General features: G+C 62.4%; 15 protein-coding genes and 1 pseudogene. 5 read left to right on the forward strand and 11 right to left on the reverse strand.

Features of this window, described 5'->3' with window-relative positions:
• Window positions 1-306: 306 nt before the first annotated feature.
• Entirely contained in the window at window positions 307-1434 is a 1128-nt protein-coding gene (locus CIB54_RS26825; protein ID WP_101221452.1) for a GGDEF domain-containing protein, read from the forward strand.
• Here the strand turns inward: CIB54_RS26825 and CIB54_RS26830 are convergent.
• Both CIB54_RS26830 and CIB54_RS26835 read right to left on the reverse strand, forming a co-directional pair.
• Window positions 1413-3617, reverse strand: a complete 2205-nt coding sequence (locus CIB54_RS26830) for a GAF domain-containing protein (protein WP_101221453.1) — start codon at window positions 3615-3617, stop codon at window positions 1413-1415. The genes CIB54_RS26825 and CIB54_RS26830 overlap by 22 nt on opposite strands.
• 151 nt (window positions 3618-3768) lie before the next feature.
• Window positions 3769-4620: a CAP domain-containing protein gene (locus tag CIB54_RS26835; RefSeq protein WP_065949529.1), complete on the reverse strand. Its 852-nt coding sequence runs from the start codon at window positions 4618-4620 to the stop codon at window positions 3769-3771.
• 176 nt (window positions 4621-4796) lie between these two features.
• Here CIB54_RS26835 and CIB54_RS26840 point away from each other — a divergent pair, with 176 nt between their 5' ends.
• Window positions 4797-5468, forward strand: coding sequence for a GNAT family N-acetyltransferase (locus CIB54_RS26840; RefSeq protein ID WP_101221454.1), 672 nt, complete (start codon window positions 4797-4799; stop codon window positions 5466-5468).
• Between the two features lie 139 nt (window positions 5469-5607).
• On the opposite strand, the gene CIB54_RS26845 is transcribed toward CIB54_RS26840, so the two are convergent.
• Window positions 5608-6219: a TetR/AcrR family transcriptional regulator gene (locus CIB54_RS26845; RefSeq protein WP_065949531.1), complete on the reverse strand. Its 612-nt coding sequence runs from the start codon at window positions 6217-6219 to the stop codon at window positions 5608-5610.
• A 72-nt stretch (window positions 6220-6291) separates the two neighbouring features.
• Here CIB54_RS26845 and CIB54_RS26850 point away from each other — a divergent pair, with 72 nt between their 5' ends.
• Window positions 6292-6891, forward strand: coding sequence for an NAD(P)H-dependent oxidoreductase (locus CIB54_RS26850; RefSeq protein ID WP_101221455.1), 600 nt, complete (start codon window positions 6292-6294; stop codon window positions 6889-6891).
• A 1-nt stretch (window position 6892) separates the two neighbouring features.
• Here the strand turns inward: CIB54_RS26850 and CIB54_RS26855 are convergent, their stop codons facing one another.
• The 3 genes from CIB54_RS26855 to CIB54_RS26865 form a co-directional block, all read right to left on the reverse strand.
• Window positions 6893-7282, reverse strand: coding sequence for a hypothetical protein (locus CIB54_RS26855; RefSeq protein WP_065949533.1), 390 nt, complete (start codon window positions 7280-7282; stop codon window positions 6893-6895).
• A gap of 32 nt (window positions 7283-7314) precedes the next feature.
• The gene (locus CIB54_RS26860; RefSeq protein ID WP_101221456.1) at window positions 7315-8571 is read right to left on the reverse strand and encodes a 3-phosphoshikimate 1-carboxyvinyltransferase; all 1257 of its coding nucleotides are present in this window, start codon (window positions 8569-8571) and stop codon (window positions 7315-7317) included.
• A gap of 91 nt (window positions 8572-8662) precedes the next feature.
• Window positions 8663-9217 (reverse strand): UPF0149 family protein, encoded by a 555-nt coding sequence (locus CIB54_RS26865; protein ID WP_101221457.1) that lies wholly within the window; start codon window positions 9215-9217, stop codon window positions 8663-8665.
• A 161-nt stretch (window positions 9218-9378) separates the two neighbouring features.
• On the opposite strand from CIB54_RS26865, the gene CIB54_RS26870 reads away from it, so the two are divergent.
• Window positions 9379-10191, forward strand: a complete 813-nt coding sequence (locus CIB54_RS26870) for a crotonase/enoyl-CoA hydratase family protein (RefSeq protein ID WP_101221458.1) — start codon at window positions 9379-9381, stop codon at window positions 10189-10191.
• 5 nt (window positions 10192-10196) lie between these two features.
• Complete coding sequence (gene nudC, locus CIB54_RS26875) at window positions 10197-11030, forward strand: NAD(+) diphosphatase (protein WP_101221459.1); 834 nt, start codon at window positions 10197-10199, stop codon at window positions 11028-11030.
• Here nudC and CIB54_RS26880 read toward each other — a convergent pair.
• The 5 genes and pseudogenes from CIB54_RS26880 to CIB54_RS26900 form a co-directional block, all read right to left on the reverse strand.
• On the reverse strand, window positions 10998-11777 hold the full coding sequence (locus CIB54_RS26880; protein WP_101221460.1) for a TSUP family transporter: 780 nt from the start codon (window positions 11775-11777) through the stop codon (window positions 10998-11000). The genes nudC and CIB54_RS26880 overlap by 33 nt on opposite strands.
• A gap of 119 nt (window positions 11778-11896) precedes the next feature.
• Complete coding sequence (gene pcsA / locus CIB54_RS26885) at window positions 11897-12613, reverse strand: phosphatidylcholine synthase (RefSeq protein ID WP_101221461.1); 717 nt, start codon at window positions 12611-12613, stop codon at window positions 11897-11899.
• A 148-nt stretch (window positions 12614-12761) separates the two neighbouring features.
• Entirely contained in the window at window positions 12762-13682 is a 921-nt protein-coding gene (locus CIB54_RS26890; RefSeq protein WP_101221462.1) for a class I SAM-dependent methyltransferase, read from the reverse strand.
• 49 nt (window positions 13683-13731) lie between these two features.
• A complete protein-coding gene (locus tag CIB54_RS26895) occupies window positions 13732-14220 on the reverse strand; it encodes a DUF1289 domain-containing protein (RefSeq protein ID WP_065949541.1) in 489 nt (162 codons plus the stop codon).
• Between the two features lie 150 nt (window positions 14221-14370).
• Window positions 14371-14585: pseudogene (locus CIB54_RS26900) on the reverse strand (ribonucleotide-diphosphate reductase subunit beta); the annotation flags it as partial.

Genomic DNA, 14585 nt, shown 5'->3' on the forward strand with positions numbered 1-14585 from the left:
AGCGAGGTGCCGAGTGGTGGGGCAAGAGCCTTTTTGGTTACTTTTGGGGCTCTTTTCCAAAAGTGACCCGCTGTAAAAGCGGAACCGCCAGCCGCCGTTACCGCAGAAACGGATATGTACTTAATCCAATCCAGCATCCTGGTCGGCCCAGAGGCCGCCATCGGGGGCAAGCCCCCTCCCACATTTCGATTGCAGTGCATCTGCTCAGAAGGGTTAAACGCTCTAGCGCGCAGGATCCTGTTGTCCGGGCTACTGGCAGGGTGCCACAATGGCGCCTCTGTCGCAGCAGCCAAACAGGCGAATCGCATGCATAGCCTTGGGCATGGGCAAGACCCGGATCGCATTATCGAAGAGCAGGTGCGAACCGACCGTTTGCATCAGCTGTTTCGCCAGTCGTTTTCGGCCATCTTTGGCAGCTACCTGGCCGCCATCATGCTCTGCTGGCTGTGCTGGGATCGCTTCGATCACCAGGTCATCGTGGTCTGGCTGGTGCTGCTGGCGGGTTCTTCGCTGTTGCGCGTGCAGCTGTTCCTCGGGTGGTTCCGCTGCCCCAACAGCGAACGCACGCCCGCGCGCTGGGAGCGTCGTTACTGGCTGACCCTGATGCTGTCGGCGGCGATCTGGGGCGGCGGGGCGCTGGCGGTGATGCCGGTCGATGACCGCCTGTCCCAAGTGCTGGTCATGCTGTTTGCCGTGGGCATGTCGGTCAGCGCGGTGTCGTGCTATTCGGCTTATCGCGCTATGTCGATGGGGTCCATGGGCCTGGTGCTGTTGCCTTGTACCCTGTGGCTTTTGTTCCAGCCGTCGCCGATGCAGGTGGGCGTAGCGCTGGCGGTATTGGTGTTTTCCTCCTTTGTAGTGGGCGCCACGCGCAAACTCTCCGATGCCCTGGAAAAAGCCTTTCGCCTGACGCGCCAGATGGAACGTGCTCACACCCTTTCAACCCACGCTGCGCAGACCGATGAACTGACCGGGTTGATGAACCGGCGTGCATTCTTCGAGCGTGCCCAGGCGCTGTACGCCCAGTGCCACCGCGAGCAGCAGCCGTTGTGCGCACTGATGTTGGACCTGGATCACTTCAAAAGCATCAATGACACCTACGGTCATCAGACCGGTGATCAGGTGTTGCGCCAGATTGGCGGCGTGATCAGCGCCTCGTTTCGCCAGGTCGATGTGTCCGGTCGCCTGGGGGGCGAAGAATTCGCGATATTGCTGCCCAATACGTCGCTGGAGACCGCGCGCGGCATTGCAGAGCAATTGGTCCAGGCCATTGGCGCCCTGCGGGCCGACCCGGTGGAGGGGCTGAGCGCCAGCCTGGGGCTTGCCTCGACCCACGCCCAGCCGCTGGACCTCAATGGCTTGATGGATAGCGCCGACAAGGCGCTGTACCGGGCCAAGGCGCTGGGTCGCAATCAGGTCGCCGTGGCCGGCTGATCCCTGGTCATGGCCCTGGCCAACGCGCGCGCAACCTGTTCGGCGGAGTAGGGTTTGGCGAGGAACTCAAAGCCTTCGTAGCCACTGTCCGCCAGTTCCTCGCTGTAGCCCGACACGAGCACCACCGGAAGGTCCGCACGGCGCTGACGCATCAGCCTGGCCATGGCGACACCGGTCATCCCTGGCATCACCACGTCCGAAAAAATCGCGTCGAAGGCCTCGGCGTCTTTGCCGGCCAGTGTCAGCGCCTGTTCGGCGCTGGTCGCCCAGGTGGTCTGATAACCCAGGTCCTTGAGGATCTGGCTGGCGAAACGCCCCACCTCAAGGTTGTCTTCGACGATCAGCACATGCCGTTGGGTAGCGTCCAGCAGTGGCAGCAGCGCTGGATGTTCGGCCTGCGGCGGTGCGACTTCGCCTTCCACCTGGGGCAGGTACAGGGTGAACACCGTGCCCTGCCCGAGGGTACTGGCCACATCGATATTGCCGCCCGATTGCTTGGCAAAGCCGAAAACTTGTGACAAACCCAGCCCGGTGCCCTTGCCCACGGCCTTGGTGGTGAAGAACGGCTCGAAAATGCGCTCGAAGGTATCGCCGCCTATACCGCTGCCGGTGTCGGCCAGGGAAATGCAGAGGTGGGGCTGGCGCGACCCGGCGTCACCGCGGATGCGCGGCAGTGGCTGCTGCCCGACGACCTTGATGGTCAGGGTACCCTGGCCGTCCATCGCGTCGCGGGCATTGAGGGCAATGTTGATCAAGGCGGTTTCGAACTGGCTGGGATCGATGCGTGCAAAGCATGGCTGATCGGGCAATTGCACCTGCACTTGAATGCGTGCGCCGGTGACGCTTTCGAGCATGTCACCGATGTTGCGCACCCGTTGGCTGACATCGAACACCTGCGGATTCAGCGGCTGGCGGCGGGCAAAGGCGAGCAGTTGGCTGGTGAGCTTGCTGGCTCGCTCGACGGTATCGGACACCGCCCACATGTAACGTTGCCGGCGTTCTTCCGACAGCCCCGGCTGGCGCAGGAAATCCACGGAGGAGCGGATGATCGTCAGCAGGTTGTTGAAATCATGGGCGACGCCGCCGGTGAGCTGGCCGATGGCCTCAAGCTTTTGTGACTGGCGCAGCGCGGCTTCGGCCTGGGCGAGGGCGCGGGTGCGTTCTTCCACGCGCTGCTCAAGGGTCGCATTGAGTTCGGTATAGGCCGCCAGGCCCGCACGCACCGCGGCATCGGCGCGTACGCGTTCGATATGCGCCCAGGAACGTTCGGTGACTTCGCCCAGGAGCGCCAGGTCATAGGGGGACCAGTAGCGCGGTTGTCTGTCGTGCACGGCCATCAATGCGGTGAGGCGGCCGTCCTTGATCAGGGGCATGCAGAGGGTCGCCGTCACGCCGAGCGCCTGGAAATGCGCGGCGTCATGGGCCGGCAATTCGAGCACGTTATTGCGGATCACCAGAGGCTCGCCGGCCCGCAGGCAGGTCATCGCGCGTTCACCGAACGCGGCCAGGCTGTAACGGCCGACGATGCTCGGCGAGCCTTGCGCCGACCAGTCGCCGCGAATGGTAAAACCGTCCTGATCGTCTTCCATGTCGGCGTAGGCACAAATCGACACCTGCAGGTGTTTGGCCAACAAGCGGGTGGTCGAATTCATGATGGCTTCCGCGTCGGTTGCAGTGGCGACGCTGCTGCCGATCGCCTCCAGCACCGCCAGGCGCCGGGCGAGAAACACCGTGGCAGTGGTTTCCGTGACGGTATCGAGCAACCCGACCACCCGACCCTGGGCATCCCGAATCGGACTGTAGCAAAAGGTGAAATACGCTTGTTCAGGGGCCTCGCCGCGCTGGATCAACAGCGCAAAGTCTTCGATATAGGTGGCCTGACCGGCAAGCGCGGTGTCGGCGATAGGGCTGATGTCATCCCAGACTTCATGCCACACGTCGCTGAACGGGCGGCCCAGGGCATCAGGCTTGTTACCCAGGATCGGCACGAAGGCGTCGTTGTAGAGCGTGATCAGCTGCGGCCCCCAGACGATGGCCTGGGGGAAGCTGGAGGCGAAGCACAGCGCAACGGTGGTCTTCAACACGTCCGGCCAGTGTTCAAGTGGCCCCAGGGGCGAATTGGCCCAATCATGCCGACGAACCCGCTCTGCCATTTCGCTGCTGCCTTGCAGCCAATTCATCATTGGGTTCACACCTTTTTCGCTACGCGTAGTTAAGCCTTGAAGAGGTCAGACTGCCTAGCTACAGACCGGTATGAGCGCAATCAGTTCAGCACGTTGCTCTCCCGGATAGCACATTGATTTTATTGCTCATTTGGCGGCTCGGCCACAGGCTTTATTGTGTGCCGAACAGCCCCGTCCAATAGATGCCCGCATCGCTTTTCGGGTCCATCGCGTAGGCCGCGCCCAAATCGCGAAACTGCGGGTTCATCAGGTTGGCGCAATGACCGGGGCTGGCGAGCCAACCGTCGAGCACCTTGCGCGGCGTATCGAGGCCGGCGGCGATGTTTTCGCCGATATTTTTCCCGACATAGCCGGCCAGCTCGGCGCGGTCGCCGGGGGTACGGCCATCGTGGTCGAGGTGATCGAAAAAGTTGCCGTTGGCCATGTTGCGCGTATGGCTGTTGGCGGCGTTGGCCAGGTCGTCGTTCCACGACAGCGGCGTGGTCGCCGTGAACGCCTGGGTGCCGCACTCGCGCGGCTGGGCGCGGGCGGCGTTGATCAGGTCGAGCAGTTTGCGGCCTTCGGTCTGCCAGTCGCCCAGGCCACTGGTCAGCAGCGGGCGCGCCAGGACGATGCGCCAGTCCTGGCCGTTGTTGCTCACGCCGATATCGACGAATTGCGGGTCGAGCACCACGCGACAGAAGCTTTCACGCACCGCTTTCATGGCGGCCTCGGCGTCCTTGGGCCCGGACAGGCTGATGGCCTGCACGTTGACCATCGGGTACGCGGCCCGCGCCAGCGACTGCTGCAAATCGCCGACATTGGAGGCCGGCAGCACCAGCCGGGTATCACTGGCCAGCGGCGGCAACTCCTGGGAACCCTGGTCGCCGCAGCGCTGCACCTGGCTGCGGTACTGGTTGATCTGTTGCACCAACTGACTTTCTTCATTCGCCATCGCGCTGGCGCAGAACACCGTACTGGCGGCCAGCGTCGTAAGACCCATCATCAATGACAGAACGCGCATGGACGTTATCCTTGAGCTTGAAAGTGCCCATGATGCGCGATCCAGGGGCCTGCATGCACCCGTTGGTCCGAACTTTTTTCACTCAATTGTTGAGTGTCGGCTGTCGAGCACTCCGGCTACACGGCGCGCAACAGGTACAATTGCCACTGCCTCGACGTGAAACCCCAGGAATCTGCATGTTCAGCCTTACCCGCTACACCACGCCCTGTCCCGAACCGATCAACAGCCAGATTCTGCAGTTGGCGGTCGACAACCTCACCGACATCAGCAGCGTGGCGCTGGCGCCCAGTAACCTGCTCTATAACATCTACCAGTACGCCATCGGTTTTGAGGTGCACCTGTACCTCGAAGCGTTGGACGGCTCGAAAGGCATCCGTGTTGAGCTGGTCGTGGCGCTGCAGGATGAGACCGTCGTCGGCTTCTGCCTGTACCTGCCGGTGAAGGGCGATCCTCAAGCCTGTGGCGTGGCCTTTATGGCCGTGCACGCCGGTTCCAGGCGTCAGGGTGTGGCCCGGGCCATGCTCGATGACGTGTTGGCGCGCTATCCCCATGCGGAACTGGCGTGTTCGGTCGAGAAGGTCCCGGCATTCGAAGCCATGGGCTTCAAGGTGCGCGGCGCGCGCGGCACGCAAGTGCTGATGAATACGCGGGACTACGGCACCGATGGGCTGATGGGTGTGCTGGACGTGGCCGCTGTCTACAGCTCGCTGGAAGTGCGGCAGATCCATACCTACCTGCTGCAAAAGCACGGCAAGCGTGCCATGGTGGATGCGGAAAAGCAGCGCGATCGGCATCTGGATCAACTGACGCGCAAGGTGCGGGTGTTTGTCGATCAACGCCTGGCCTAAGCTTCAAACACTGGGGATTAAAACTGTGGGAGGGGGCTTGCCCCCGATGAGGGTGTGTCAGCTGTAGATGCATTCACTGGCACTCTCTCATCGGGGGCAAGCCCCCTCCCACAATTGATTTTCCTTTATCAGATAGGCCTCATCCGGCCTCCGAGACGCCGCGCTTGACCATCGCCAGTATGGTCGCCAGCAATTCCTGCTGCGCTTCTTCGCGGCTGATCTCTGCGCTGGCGGCTGCGTGCGACAAGGCTTCGGCAGCGCCCAGCATGGCGCGCAGACCGGCCTGGGAAAGCCTGCCACCCGGCGCGAATGGCGCAAGGGCATCGCGGCATTTGTCGAGGAAGATCGCCTCGTACTTGCGCTTGAGCGCCTCCAGCTCCGGTGAACCACTCAGTGCCGCCGTCACCCCCGGAATCTCGCGACCCTGCAGCAGCACGCAATCGACATAGGACGACGCGATCACCCCTGCACGGTCTTCAAGTGTTGCACTGCTGGCATCGATGGCGTCGACAAATACCTGGTTCTGGCGCCCATCGAAATCTTCATACAGCGCCGCCAGCAAGCCTGACCGCGTGACGAAATGGTCGTAGACCACCGGTTTGGTCACCCCGGCCAGCTCGGCCAGGCGGCCCAGGGTCAGGGCATCAGTGCCTTCTTCGCGCACCAGGTGCCAAGCGGTTTCCAATAATTGACGCAGACGTTCTTCACGGGAAAGACGCCGACGCGGGGCAGGGGATTGTTTGCTTGACATGCTTATATACCAAAAGTAACTTACGAGCGTTAACTTACTAAAAGTAGCTTAAGCCCAAAAGGATGCCATGTCATGCACGCACTTATCGTTGTTGCTCATCACGACCCGCAATCCCTTACCCGCAGCGTGGCCGAGCAGGTCGGCGCCGGTTTGAGCGCCAGCGGCCACAGCTTTGAAATCGCCGATCTCGCCGCCGAAGACTTCGACCCTCGCTACACCGCCGCCGACCACCGGGTACACCGCAGCGGTGCAACGCCGCCGACGGACGTGCTCGCCGAACAAGCACGCATCGACCGCGCCGACGCTTTGGTGGTGGTGTTCCCGATCTACTGGTGGTCCGTGCCGGCGTTGCTCAAGGGCTGGATCGACCGTGTCTTCGTCAACGGCTGGGCGATCGATTACGGCCCCGATCTACCGGTGACCAAGAAGCTGCGGCACTTAAAGGTGCATCTGCTGGCCCTGGGCGCTGCGGATGCAAGCGCCTTCGACCGGCACGGTTATGCCAAGGCCATGCGCACGCAGATCGATTACGGGATCTTTGACTATTGCGGCGCCCAGGTGCTGACCTCGCAGCTGCTGCTGGAGTCGGAAGGCGACAGTGCCCATGCGCATTTGCACAAGGCCAGGACGGTCGGGCAGGGGCTGTTTGAGCGTGAGACAGCAGCCGGGTGATTCAAGCGTCGCGGAACAGGTCATGGGCGTCCAGCAAACGGTAGGCAATTTCGGGCTGCCTCTCCATGCCGCGACGAATCGCCGCCGGGATCGATTGCCGGGTCTTGCGACACAGGCCGGGCAGCTCGTCGATGACGATCTGGATCCCGCGCATGCTCTTGACCTCGGTGTGGCCCGGCGCGATATGCAGGCGGATGCCCAATTGCTCGAACATGCGCTGCTGCATATGCTCCAGGTCCTGCAGGCTTTTGAGGTTTTCCAGGCGCTCGAGCAGGCGTTTTTCTTCCTGGCGTGTCAGGTTGAGAATCCGCAGGTCGGCGCCGGGCGCCTCCAGCAAGCGTTCGCGCTCGCAGACGCAGGCACCGGGAGGGCAGGGTTGGCGAATGGTCATGTGCGTGCCCTCCCGTAGCCTGCGCCGTGGCCTTAGTAGCTGAGCGTCACGCCCAGGCTGCCCAGGGCCTTCCAGTAGCCAGGATAGGTCTTGGCCACGCAGTCCGGGTCTTGAATCCGAATGCCCGAGATTTTCAGCCCGGCCAGGGCAAAGCACATGGCGATGCGGTGGTCGGCATGGGTGTCGATCGATGCGTTGCACGACGTGCCGGCCAAGGTCGGGTCGGCAGCCACCAGCAGATCATCGCCCTCGATGGTCGCCAGGCCCGAACGGATTGCATTGAGGCCGTCATGCAGCGCCTGCACCCGGTCACATTCCTTGACGCGCAGATTGGCCAGTTCAGTGAAGCGCACCGGGCTGTTGTTGAAGGCGGCGAGCACCGCCAGGGTCGGGATGGCGTCCTGCATCTGCGAGCCCACCACCGTGGCCTGCATGTTCGGGAACTGGGCGATCACCGCCTGGGCCTTGGCGTCCGGCTGGGTGAAATCCTGGGCGGCGACGCCGATGTCGATACGGCCACCGGTCAACACTTGCGCGGCCCACAGGTAGGTGGCAGCGGAGGCGTCGGGTTCGATCAGGTAATCGTGGGCGGTGTAGCCGGTCGGGGCCACGCGCCAGGTGGTGTCGTCGACTGCCTCAACCTGGGCACCGAAGGCGCGCATGCAATCGAGCGTCAGGTCCACATAGCCACGGGCGCCGATGTCCTTGCCGGTCAATGCGACTTCAATCGGGGCTTCGCCGCACGCCGCAAGCATCAGCAGCGCCGATACATACTGGCTGGACAGCCCTCCATCGATCTCGAAACGCTTGGCCTGCACCTTGCCCACCCCGTGCACGGTCACCGGTGGGCAGCCGGTCGGGCTGTCGACCCGGATGCCGTTCTGGCCGAGGGTGGCCAGCAGTGGCCCGATCGGGCGCTTTTGCATGTAGTCGTCGCCGTCCAGTACCACAGTGCCTTGCACAGTCGCCACGGCGGCGGTGAGAAAGCGCATGGCGGTGCCGGCATTGCCGAGGAACAGCGGCTGCGCCGGCCATTGCAGTTTGCCGTGGCCGGTGACGACGAAGGTGGTGTCGTCCGGCTCATCGATAGTCACGCCCATCTGCCGCAGGGCCACCGACATGTGGCGGGTGTCGTCGCTCTTCAGGGCGCCGCTCAAGCGGCTGGTGCCGTTGGCCAGGGCCGCCAGCAGCAGCGCGCGGTTGGTAATGGATTTGGAACCGGGGGGCGCGACCTTGCCATTGAGAGGAAAGTTGGGCGGTGTAACGGTCACGGTTTTTTGCGAACTCAAGGGACAAGGCTCCTGATCAGGGCGAGGTGGCAGGGAGTGGCCGACGGGGCGGACCCGAATAATCGGCCAAAGGTGCGGTGCTTGTCGAGAGTTAGCGCTGGCTCAGCCAGTAATCGTGCAGCGCTCGGGCCGCCGGCTCGATTTCGCTGACCTGCTGCTGATGGGCCTGCACATCCAGGTCCGCCGGCAAGTCGAAATTATCCTGCTCGGCGCACCAGGAGATTTTCTCCAGATGCGCGGCCAGTTCGGCGGGCAGCGCTGGCCAGTGGCCGATGGCGGCGCCACGGATATAGCCAAAGCACCATTCTTCCGCGAGGGTCACGGACTGGCCGTGGTGTTCCTTGTCATCGAACAGTGCCTTGAACTCACTGCAATCGCCGACCAGTTGCGCCGCCAGCGTATTGAAGTGGCGTACACACAGGTCCAGGAACTGCCCGGCTTCTTCCGGGCTTTCCCACTCCGGGTTCTGCCCGCCCCAGATCGCCGGGAACCACTCGGCGATATCCACCTGCGTCGGGCTGGAGACCAATGCCGTGAAATAACCGTCGAGTTCAGCCAGGTTCAGCACCGAATGGTCGTCGCCGTACTTGAGCAGGGTGTCTTCGATCAGGTCGAAATCGGCGGGGGTGAGAGGCTGGGCGTGCATGGGGTATATCCTTCAAACGTCGAACGCCGCGGTGGGGCGGCTTAAAGCGCCAAGGATGGCGCCTGGCAAGGTTTTTTGCCAGTCCCGCTTTTGGCCGATGCGCCGTTGCCTGCCCTTGTTATAGTTCAGGCCTTATCACTCGCCAGTCAGGGATCACTGCCATGCCCGAATATCAAGCTTTCGTCGTCGAACTCAACGGCAACGTTGCCCATGTGCAGATCAACCGCCCGGAAAAGATCAACGCGATGAACGCGGCGTTCTGGAGCGAAATCATCGATATCTTCCAATGGGTCGAAGACACCGATGCCGTGCGCGCGGTGGTGCTCAGTGGTGCCGGCAAGCACTTTTCCTCCGGCATCGACCTGATGATGCTGGCTTCGGTGGCCAATGAGCTGGGCAAGGATGTGGGCCGCAATGCACGCGTGCTGCGGCGCAAGATCCTTGAACTGCAAGCCTCGTTCAATGCGGTCGACAATTGCCGCAAGCCGGTGCTGGCAGCGATCCACGGCTACTGCATCGGCGGCGCCATTGACCTGATCAGCGCCTGTGACATGCGCTATGCCGCCGAGGACGCGCAGTTCTCGATCAAGGAAATCGACATTGGCATGGCCGCCGACGTCGGCACCTTGCAACGCCTGCCGCGCATCGTCGGCGACGGCATGTTGCGCGAACTGGCCTACACCGGTCGTCAGTTCGGCGCCGAAGAAGCGCGCAGTATCGGCCTGGTCAATCGTGTGTATGCCGACCCGGCAAGCCTGTTGGCGGGCGTCATGGCTATCGCCCATGAAATCGCCGCCAAGTCACCGATTGCTGTCACCGGCACCAAGGCGATGATCAGCTACATGCGCGACCACAGCATCAATGACGGCCTGGAATACGTTGCCACCTGGAACTCGGCTATGTTGCAATCCAACGACCTGCGCGTGGCCATCGCGGCCCATATGAGCAAACAGACACCCGAATTCGTGGATTGATTGATATGACCCCAGGCTGGATTACCACAACGCTGCTGGACAACGACGCCGCCGGGGGCTGGGCCGTGGCCCGCAGCCGCGACGGCTTTTTGCACGATGCCAACGGGCCGCTGTTTCCCCGGGAATGGCTCAAGCGCCAGGACCTGTCGGTATTTGCCGAACACGGCATCGGGCATCTCGATGGCGAGCCGGTGTACCTGTTGGAAATCAACGGTGCTGCCCAGGTGCCGGGCTGCAGCTGGCAAGGCCTGCGCAGTTTTATGCTGCAAGGCGATCACACCCTGTACAAAGTGCTGGGCTATGCCGCGCAGATCGGCACCTGGGCGCGTGAGCATCGCTTCTGCGGCAGTTGCGGCCAGGCCATGGTCCAGGTGCCACGGGAGCGGGCGATGTACTGCCAAGCCTGTGACCTGCGCAGCTACCCACGGATTTCGCCGAGCATGATCGTGCTGGTGACCCGTGGCGATGAAATTCTGCTGGCGCGCTCACCACGCTTTGTCAGCGGGGTCTACAGCACCCTGGCCGGCTTTGCCGAGCCGGGTGAGTCGGCTGAAGACTGCCTGATCCGCGAAGTGCGCGAGGAGGTGCAGGTGGAGGTGAAGAACCTGCAGTACATGGGCAGCCAGTGCTGGCCGTTCCCGCATTCGATGATGCTGGGCTTTCATGCCGAGTATGCCGGTGGCGACATCGTGCCCCAGGCTGACGAGATCGAAGACGCACAGTGGTTCAGTATCCACGAGCTGCCGCCGTTGCCGGCGTCACGCTCGATTGCGCGTTACCTGATCGACCTTTATGTGGCCCGTCGCTTAGGCCACGCTGAACCAGTGCTGCCAGGCTAGGCGCACTGTCAGGCCGAGCACCACGGTGATGAACACCGGGCGAATGAACTTGGCGCCGCCGCTGATTGCGCTGCGTGCGCCAAAGAACGCGCCGCCCATCACCGAGATGCCCATCGCCAGGCCGACGATCCAGTCCACCGAGCCGTTGATGATAAACACCGTCAGTGCCGCCGCGTTGCTGACGAAGTTCATGCTGCGCGCCACGCCGCTGGCCTTCACCAGGTCGATCGGGTGCAGCAGCATCGTGCTCACGGTCCAGAACGCGCCGGTGCCCGGCCCGGCCACGCCATCGTAGAAGCCCAGGCCGAAGCCCTGGGTGGCCTGCCATTTCTTGCGGATCGGTGCCTGCGCATCCAGCGGCGCCTTGGGCGTGCCGCCGAACAGCAGGTACACCCCGCAGGCGAACACGATCACCGGCAGCATCTTGTTCAGGGTGTCGGCGGGCAAATAGTGCGCGACCACGGCGCCGCTCAGCGCGCCGATCAACGTACCGACGATAGCGTGCACCCATTGGCGCGGGTGGAACAGCTTGCGGCGGTAGAAGGTAAAGCTGGCGGTGGCCGAGCCAAAGGTGGAACTGAGCTTATTGGTGCCCAGCACCAGGTGCGGTGGCATGCCGGCGGTGAGCAGGGCGGGCGTGGTGAGCAGGCCGCCGCCGCCGGCGATGGCGTCGATGAAACCGGCAACAAAGGCCACGACGGCGAGAATGGCGAGGGTGGTCAGGTCAACGCTGAGTTCGAAGGGCATGGGCAGGGCTTATTGTTGGCGGGGCTGCTGGGAAGGCCGCCATCTTACCCCCGGATGTACGCAGAACCAAATGTGGGAGGGGGCAAGCCCCCTCCCACATTTTGATCCTGGGTGACAGGTTACTTATGGGTGCCCAGCCACTCCAGCGCCGTGCGCCAGACGCAGATGCCCAGAAAGTACGCCGACATCAGCGACCATAGCCCGAACGTCCACGGGTTGGTGTTCGGATAATCCACTACCATCAGGAAGCTGCACAGCAACCAGATCGTGGTCACCGCGATGTTGATCGGCATGAAGCGCTTGACCCGGAACGGGTGCAGGAACTTCATCGGCGTCACGGTCAGCAGCGCCAGGCCGATCACGGTCAGCAGGGTGACCCAGGCATCGGGCTGGATGATGTACACACACAAGGCCACCACATTCCAGGCCGCCGGGAAGCCGACGAAATAGTTGTCCTTGCTCTTCATGTTGACGTTGCAGAAGCAGAACAGCGACGACACCAGGATCACCGACACCGCAAACAGGTGGGTAAATTCCGGCAGGTCGATATAGCGGTAGATAAACAGTGCCGGGATGAATACGTAGGTGAGGTAATCGATCACCAGGTCCAATACCGAGCCGTCAAAGCTGGGCAACACCGTACTGACGTTGACCCGTCGCGCCAGGGAACCGTCGACGCCATCGACCACCAGTGCCAGGCCCAGCCACAGCAGGCAGGCCTTGGGCGAGTTTTCCAGCAGCGCCAGGGTGGCCAGGAATGCCAATACCACGCCCGTGGCAGTGAAGCCGTGGGCGCCCCAGGCTTTGATTCTGGCTACATGCAGGGTCGATATCACGGGCGGTTCTCCAAAGGATCAAACGGGGCAGCCGACAGCGTAACGCCGTCGAGTCTGGCCGGGGAATGCAGGTATCGACCGGGAAGGCGGGGATAAGGTTCACCACCCGGCGTAGGGCCTAGCGTAGCAAGCGCAGGAAGTTTCGGCATCAACCCTGGCGAAACACCAGGGCCTTCAAGCCACTTTGCGGGTCGATATCCGGGAATTCCGGCGGGTTTTCCAGGCGTTGTACAAAGCGCAGGCCCGGTGCCTCGCGGGTGACGCCGTCGATCAGGAAGTCTTCGCCCAAGGCCGGATCGTTCATGCACGCCAGCACCGTGCCCTGGGGCGTGAGCAAGTCCGGCAGGCGACGCAGCACCCGCTGGTAGTCCTTGGTCAGCAGGAAGCTGCCTTTCTGGAAGGAGGGCGGGTCAATGATCACCAGGTCATAGGGGCCGCCGTGGGTGACTTTGGCCCAGGACTTGAACAGGTCGTGGCCCAGAAAGGTCACCTTGCTCAAGTCGTGACCATTGAGGCGATGGTTGTCGCGGCCACGGCTCAGGGCGCCTCGGGCCATGTCCAGGTTCACCACATGCTCGGCGCCGCCTTCGATAGCGGCCACGGAAAACCCGCAGGTGTAGGCAAACAGGTTAAGCACGTGCTGGCCTTTGGCCTGCTCGCGCACCCAGTTGCGGCCGTAGCGCATGTCGAGAAACAGGCCGCTGTTTTGCTTTTTACCCAGGTCGATCAGGTAGCGCAGGCCGCCTTCGGTAATGGTCAGTTCGTCGAGGGCGTCACCGACCAGCCACTCGGTGGTGCTTTGCGGCAGGTAGCGGTGTTGCAGCGCTACGGTATGGGCGCCGAAACCCGCCCAGTCGATCTGCAGCAACTGCTGCTTCAAGGCCTGCAGATGCTCGGTTTCCTTGAACAGCGCCACCAGCACCACGCCTTGCAACCAGTCCACCGTCAGTTGCTCAAGGCCCGGCCAGCAGCGGCCACGGCCGTGGAACAGGCGCCGGGTTTCAGCGGGCGCACTGGCCAGGGCGGTGAGCAGATGGGCGTGCAGGGTAGCGAGTGCGTCTGGGGTCATCGGTGAGCGTCAGTCGTTGAGCGGGCGGCATTTTAAACACAATTGTGCGTCAGAGCGTGGCGATCAGGGCTGGGCCAAAGGTTTCGCGTAGAAAAACCGGGGCTATGTAGCGCTCGTAATGGGCCTCGGACAGCAGGAAAAACTCGCGGTCAATGGCATCGCGCAAGTCCGTGAGGGGACGCTCACGAAATTCCGGCAGCAACCCCAGACCATAGGCGTCCAGTTTTGACATCACTCGAGCACCCCGGGCAATCAGCTGGTACGCCCAGCAGTAGGGCGACTGTTGCGGCATGAAGCGAATCTTGCGGTCTTCCAGTTGCTGGCGCAGGCGCTGCGGGTCGAAGACTTCCAGCTTGCTGCTCATCACCTGCACCAGTAACTGCTCCAGGCGCAGCCACACCGCGTGCTTTTCCTCGGCGCTATAGCCGTTCCACTGGATCACTTCATGGTGATAACGCTTGCAGCCCCGGCAGACCAGGTCACCGTAGACGGTGGAACACAGGCCTATGCAGGGCGTTTTGATGGTTTGATTGGGCATAAAAGGCAATTTGCGAAGTTTATGGAACACCGCGTTCCCAATGTGGGAGGGGGCTTGCTGCCGATAGCAGTCGTTCAGTTATCGTACCTGTGACTGATACACCGCTATCGGGAGCAAGCCCCCTTCCACATTTTGGAGCTGTGCTGTTGATCAATCCCAGCTCAGCGCGCCGCCAGTCTGGTACTCGATCACACGGGTTTCGAAGAAATTCTTCTCTTTCTTCAAGTCCATGATCTCGCTCATCCACGGGAACGGGTTGGTCGTGCCTGGGTACTCTTCCTTCAAGCCAATCTGCGACAAACGACGGTTCGCGATGAACTTCAGATAGTCCTCCATCATCGCCGCATTCATGCCGAGAACACCGC

Source organism: Pseudomonas fluorescens (genome assembly GCF_002837185.1).
Taxonomy (GTDB): Bacteria; Pseudomonadota; Gammaproteobacteria; order Pseudomonadales; family Pseudomonadaceae; genus Aquipseudomonas; species Aquipseudomonas fluorescens_AM.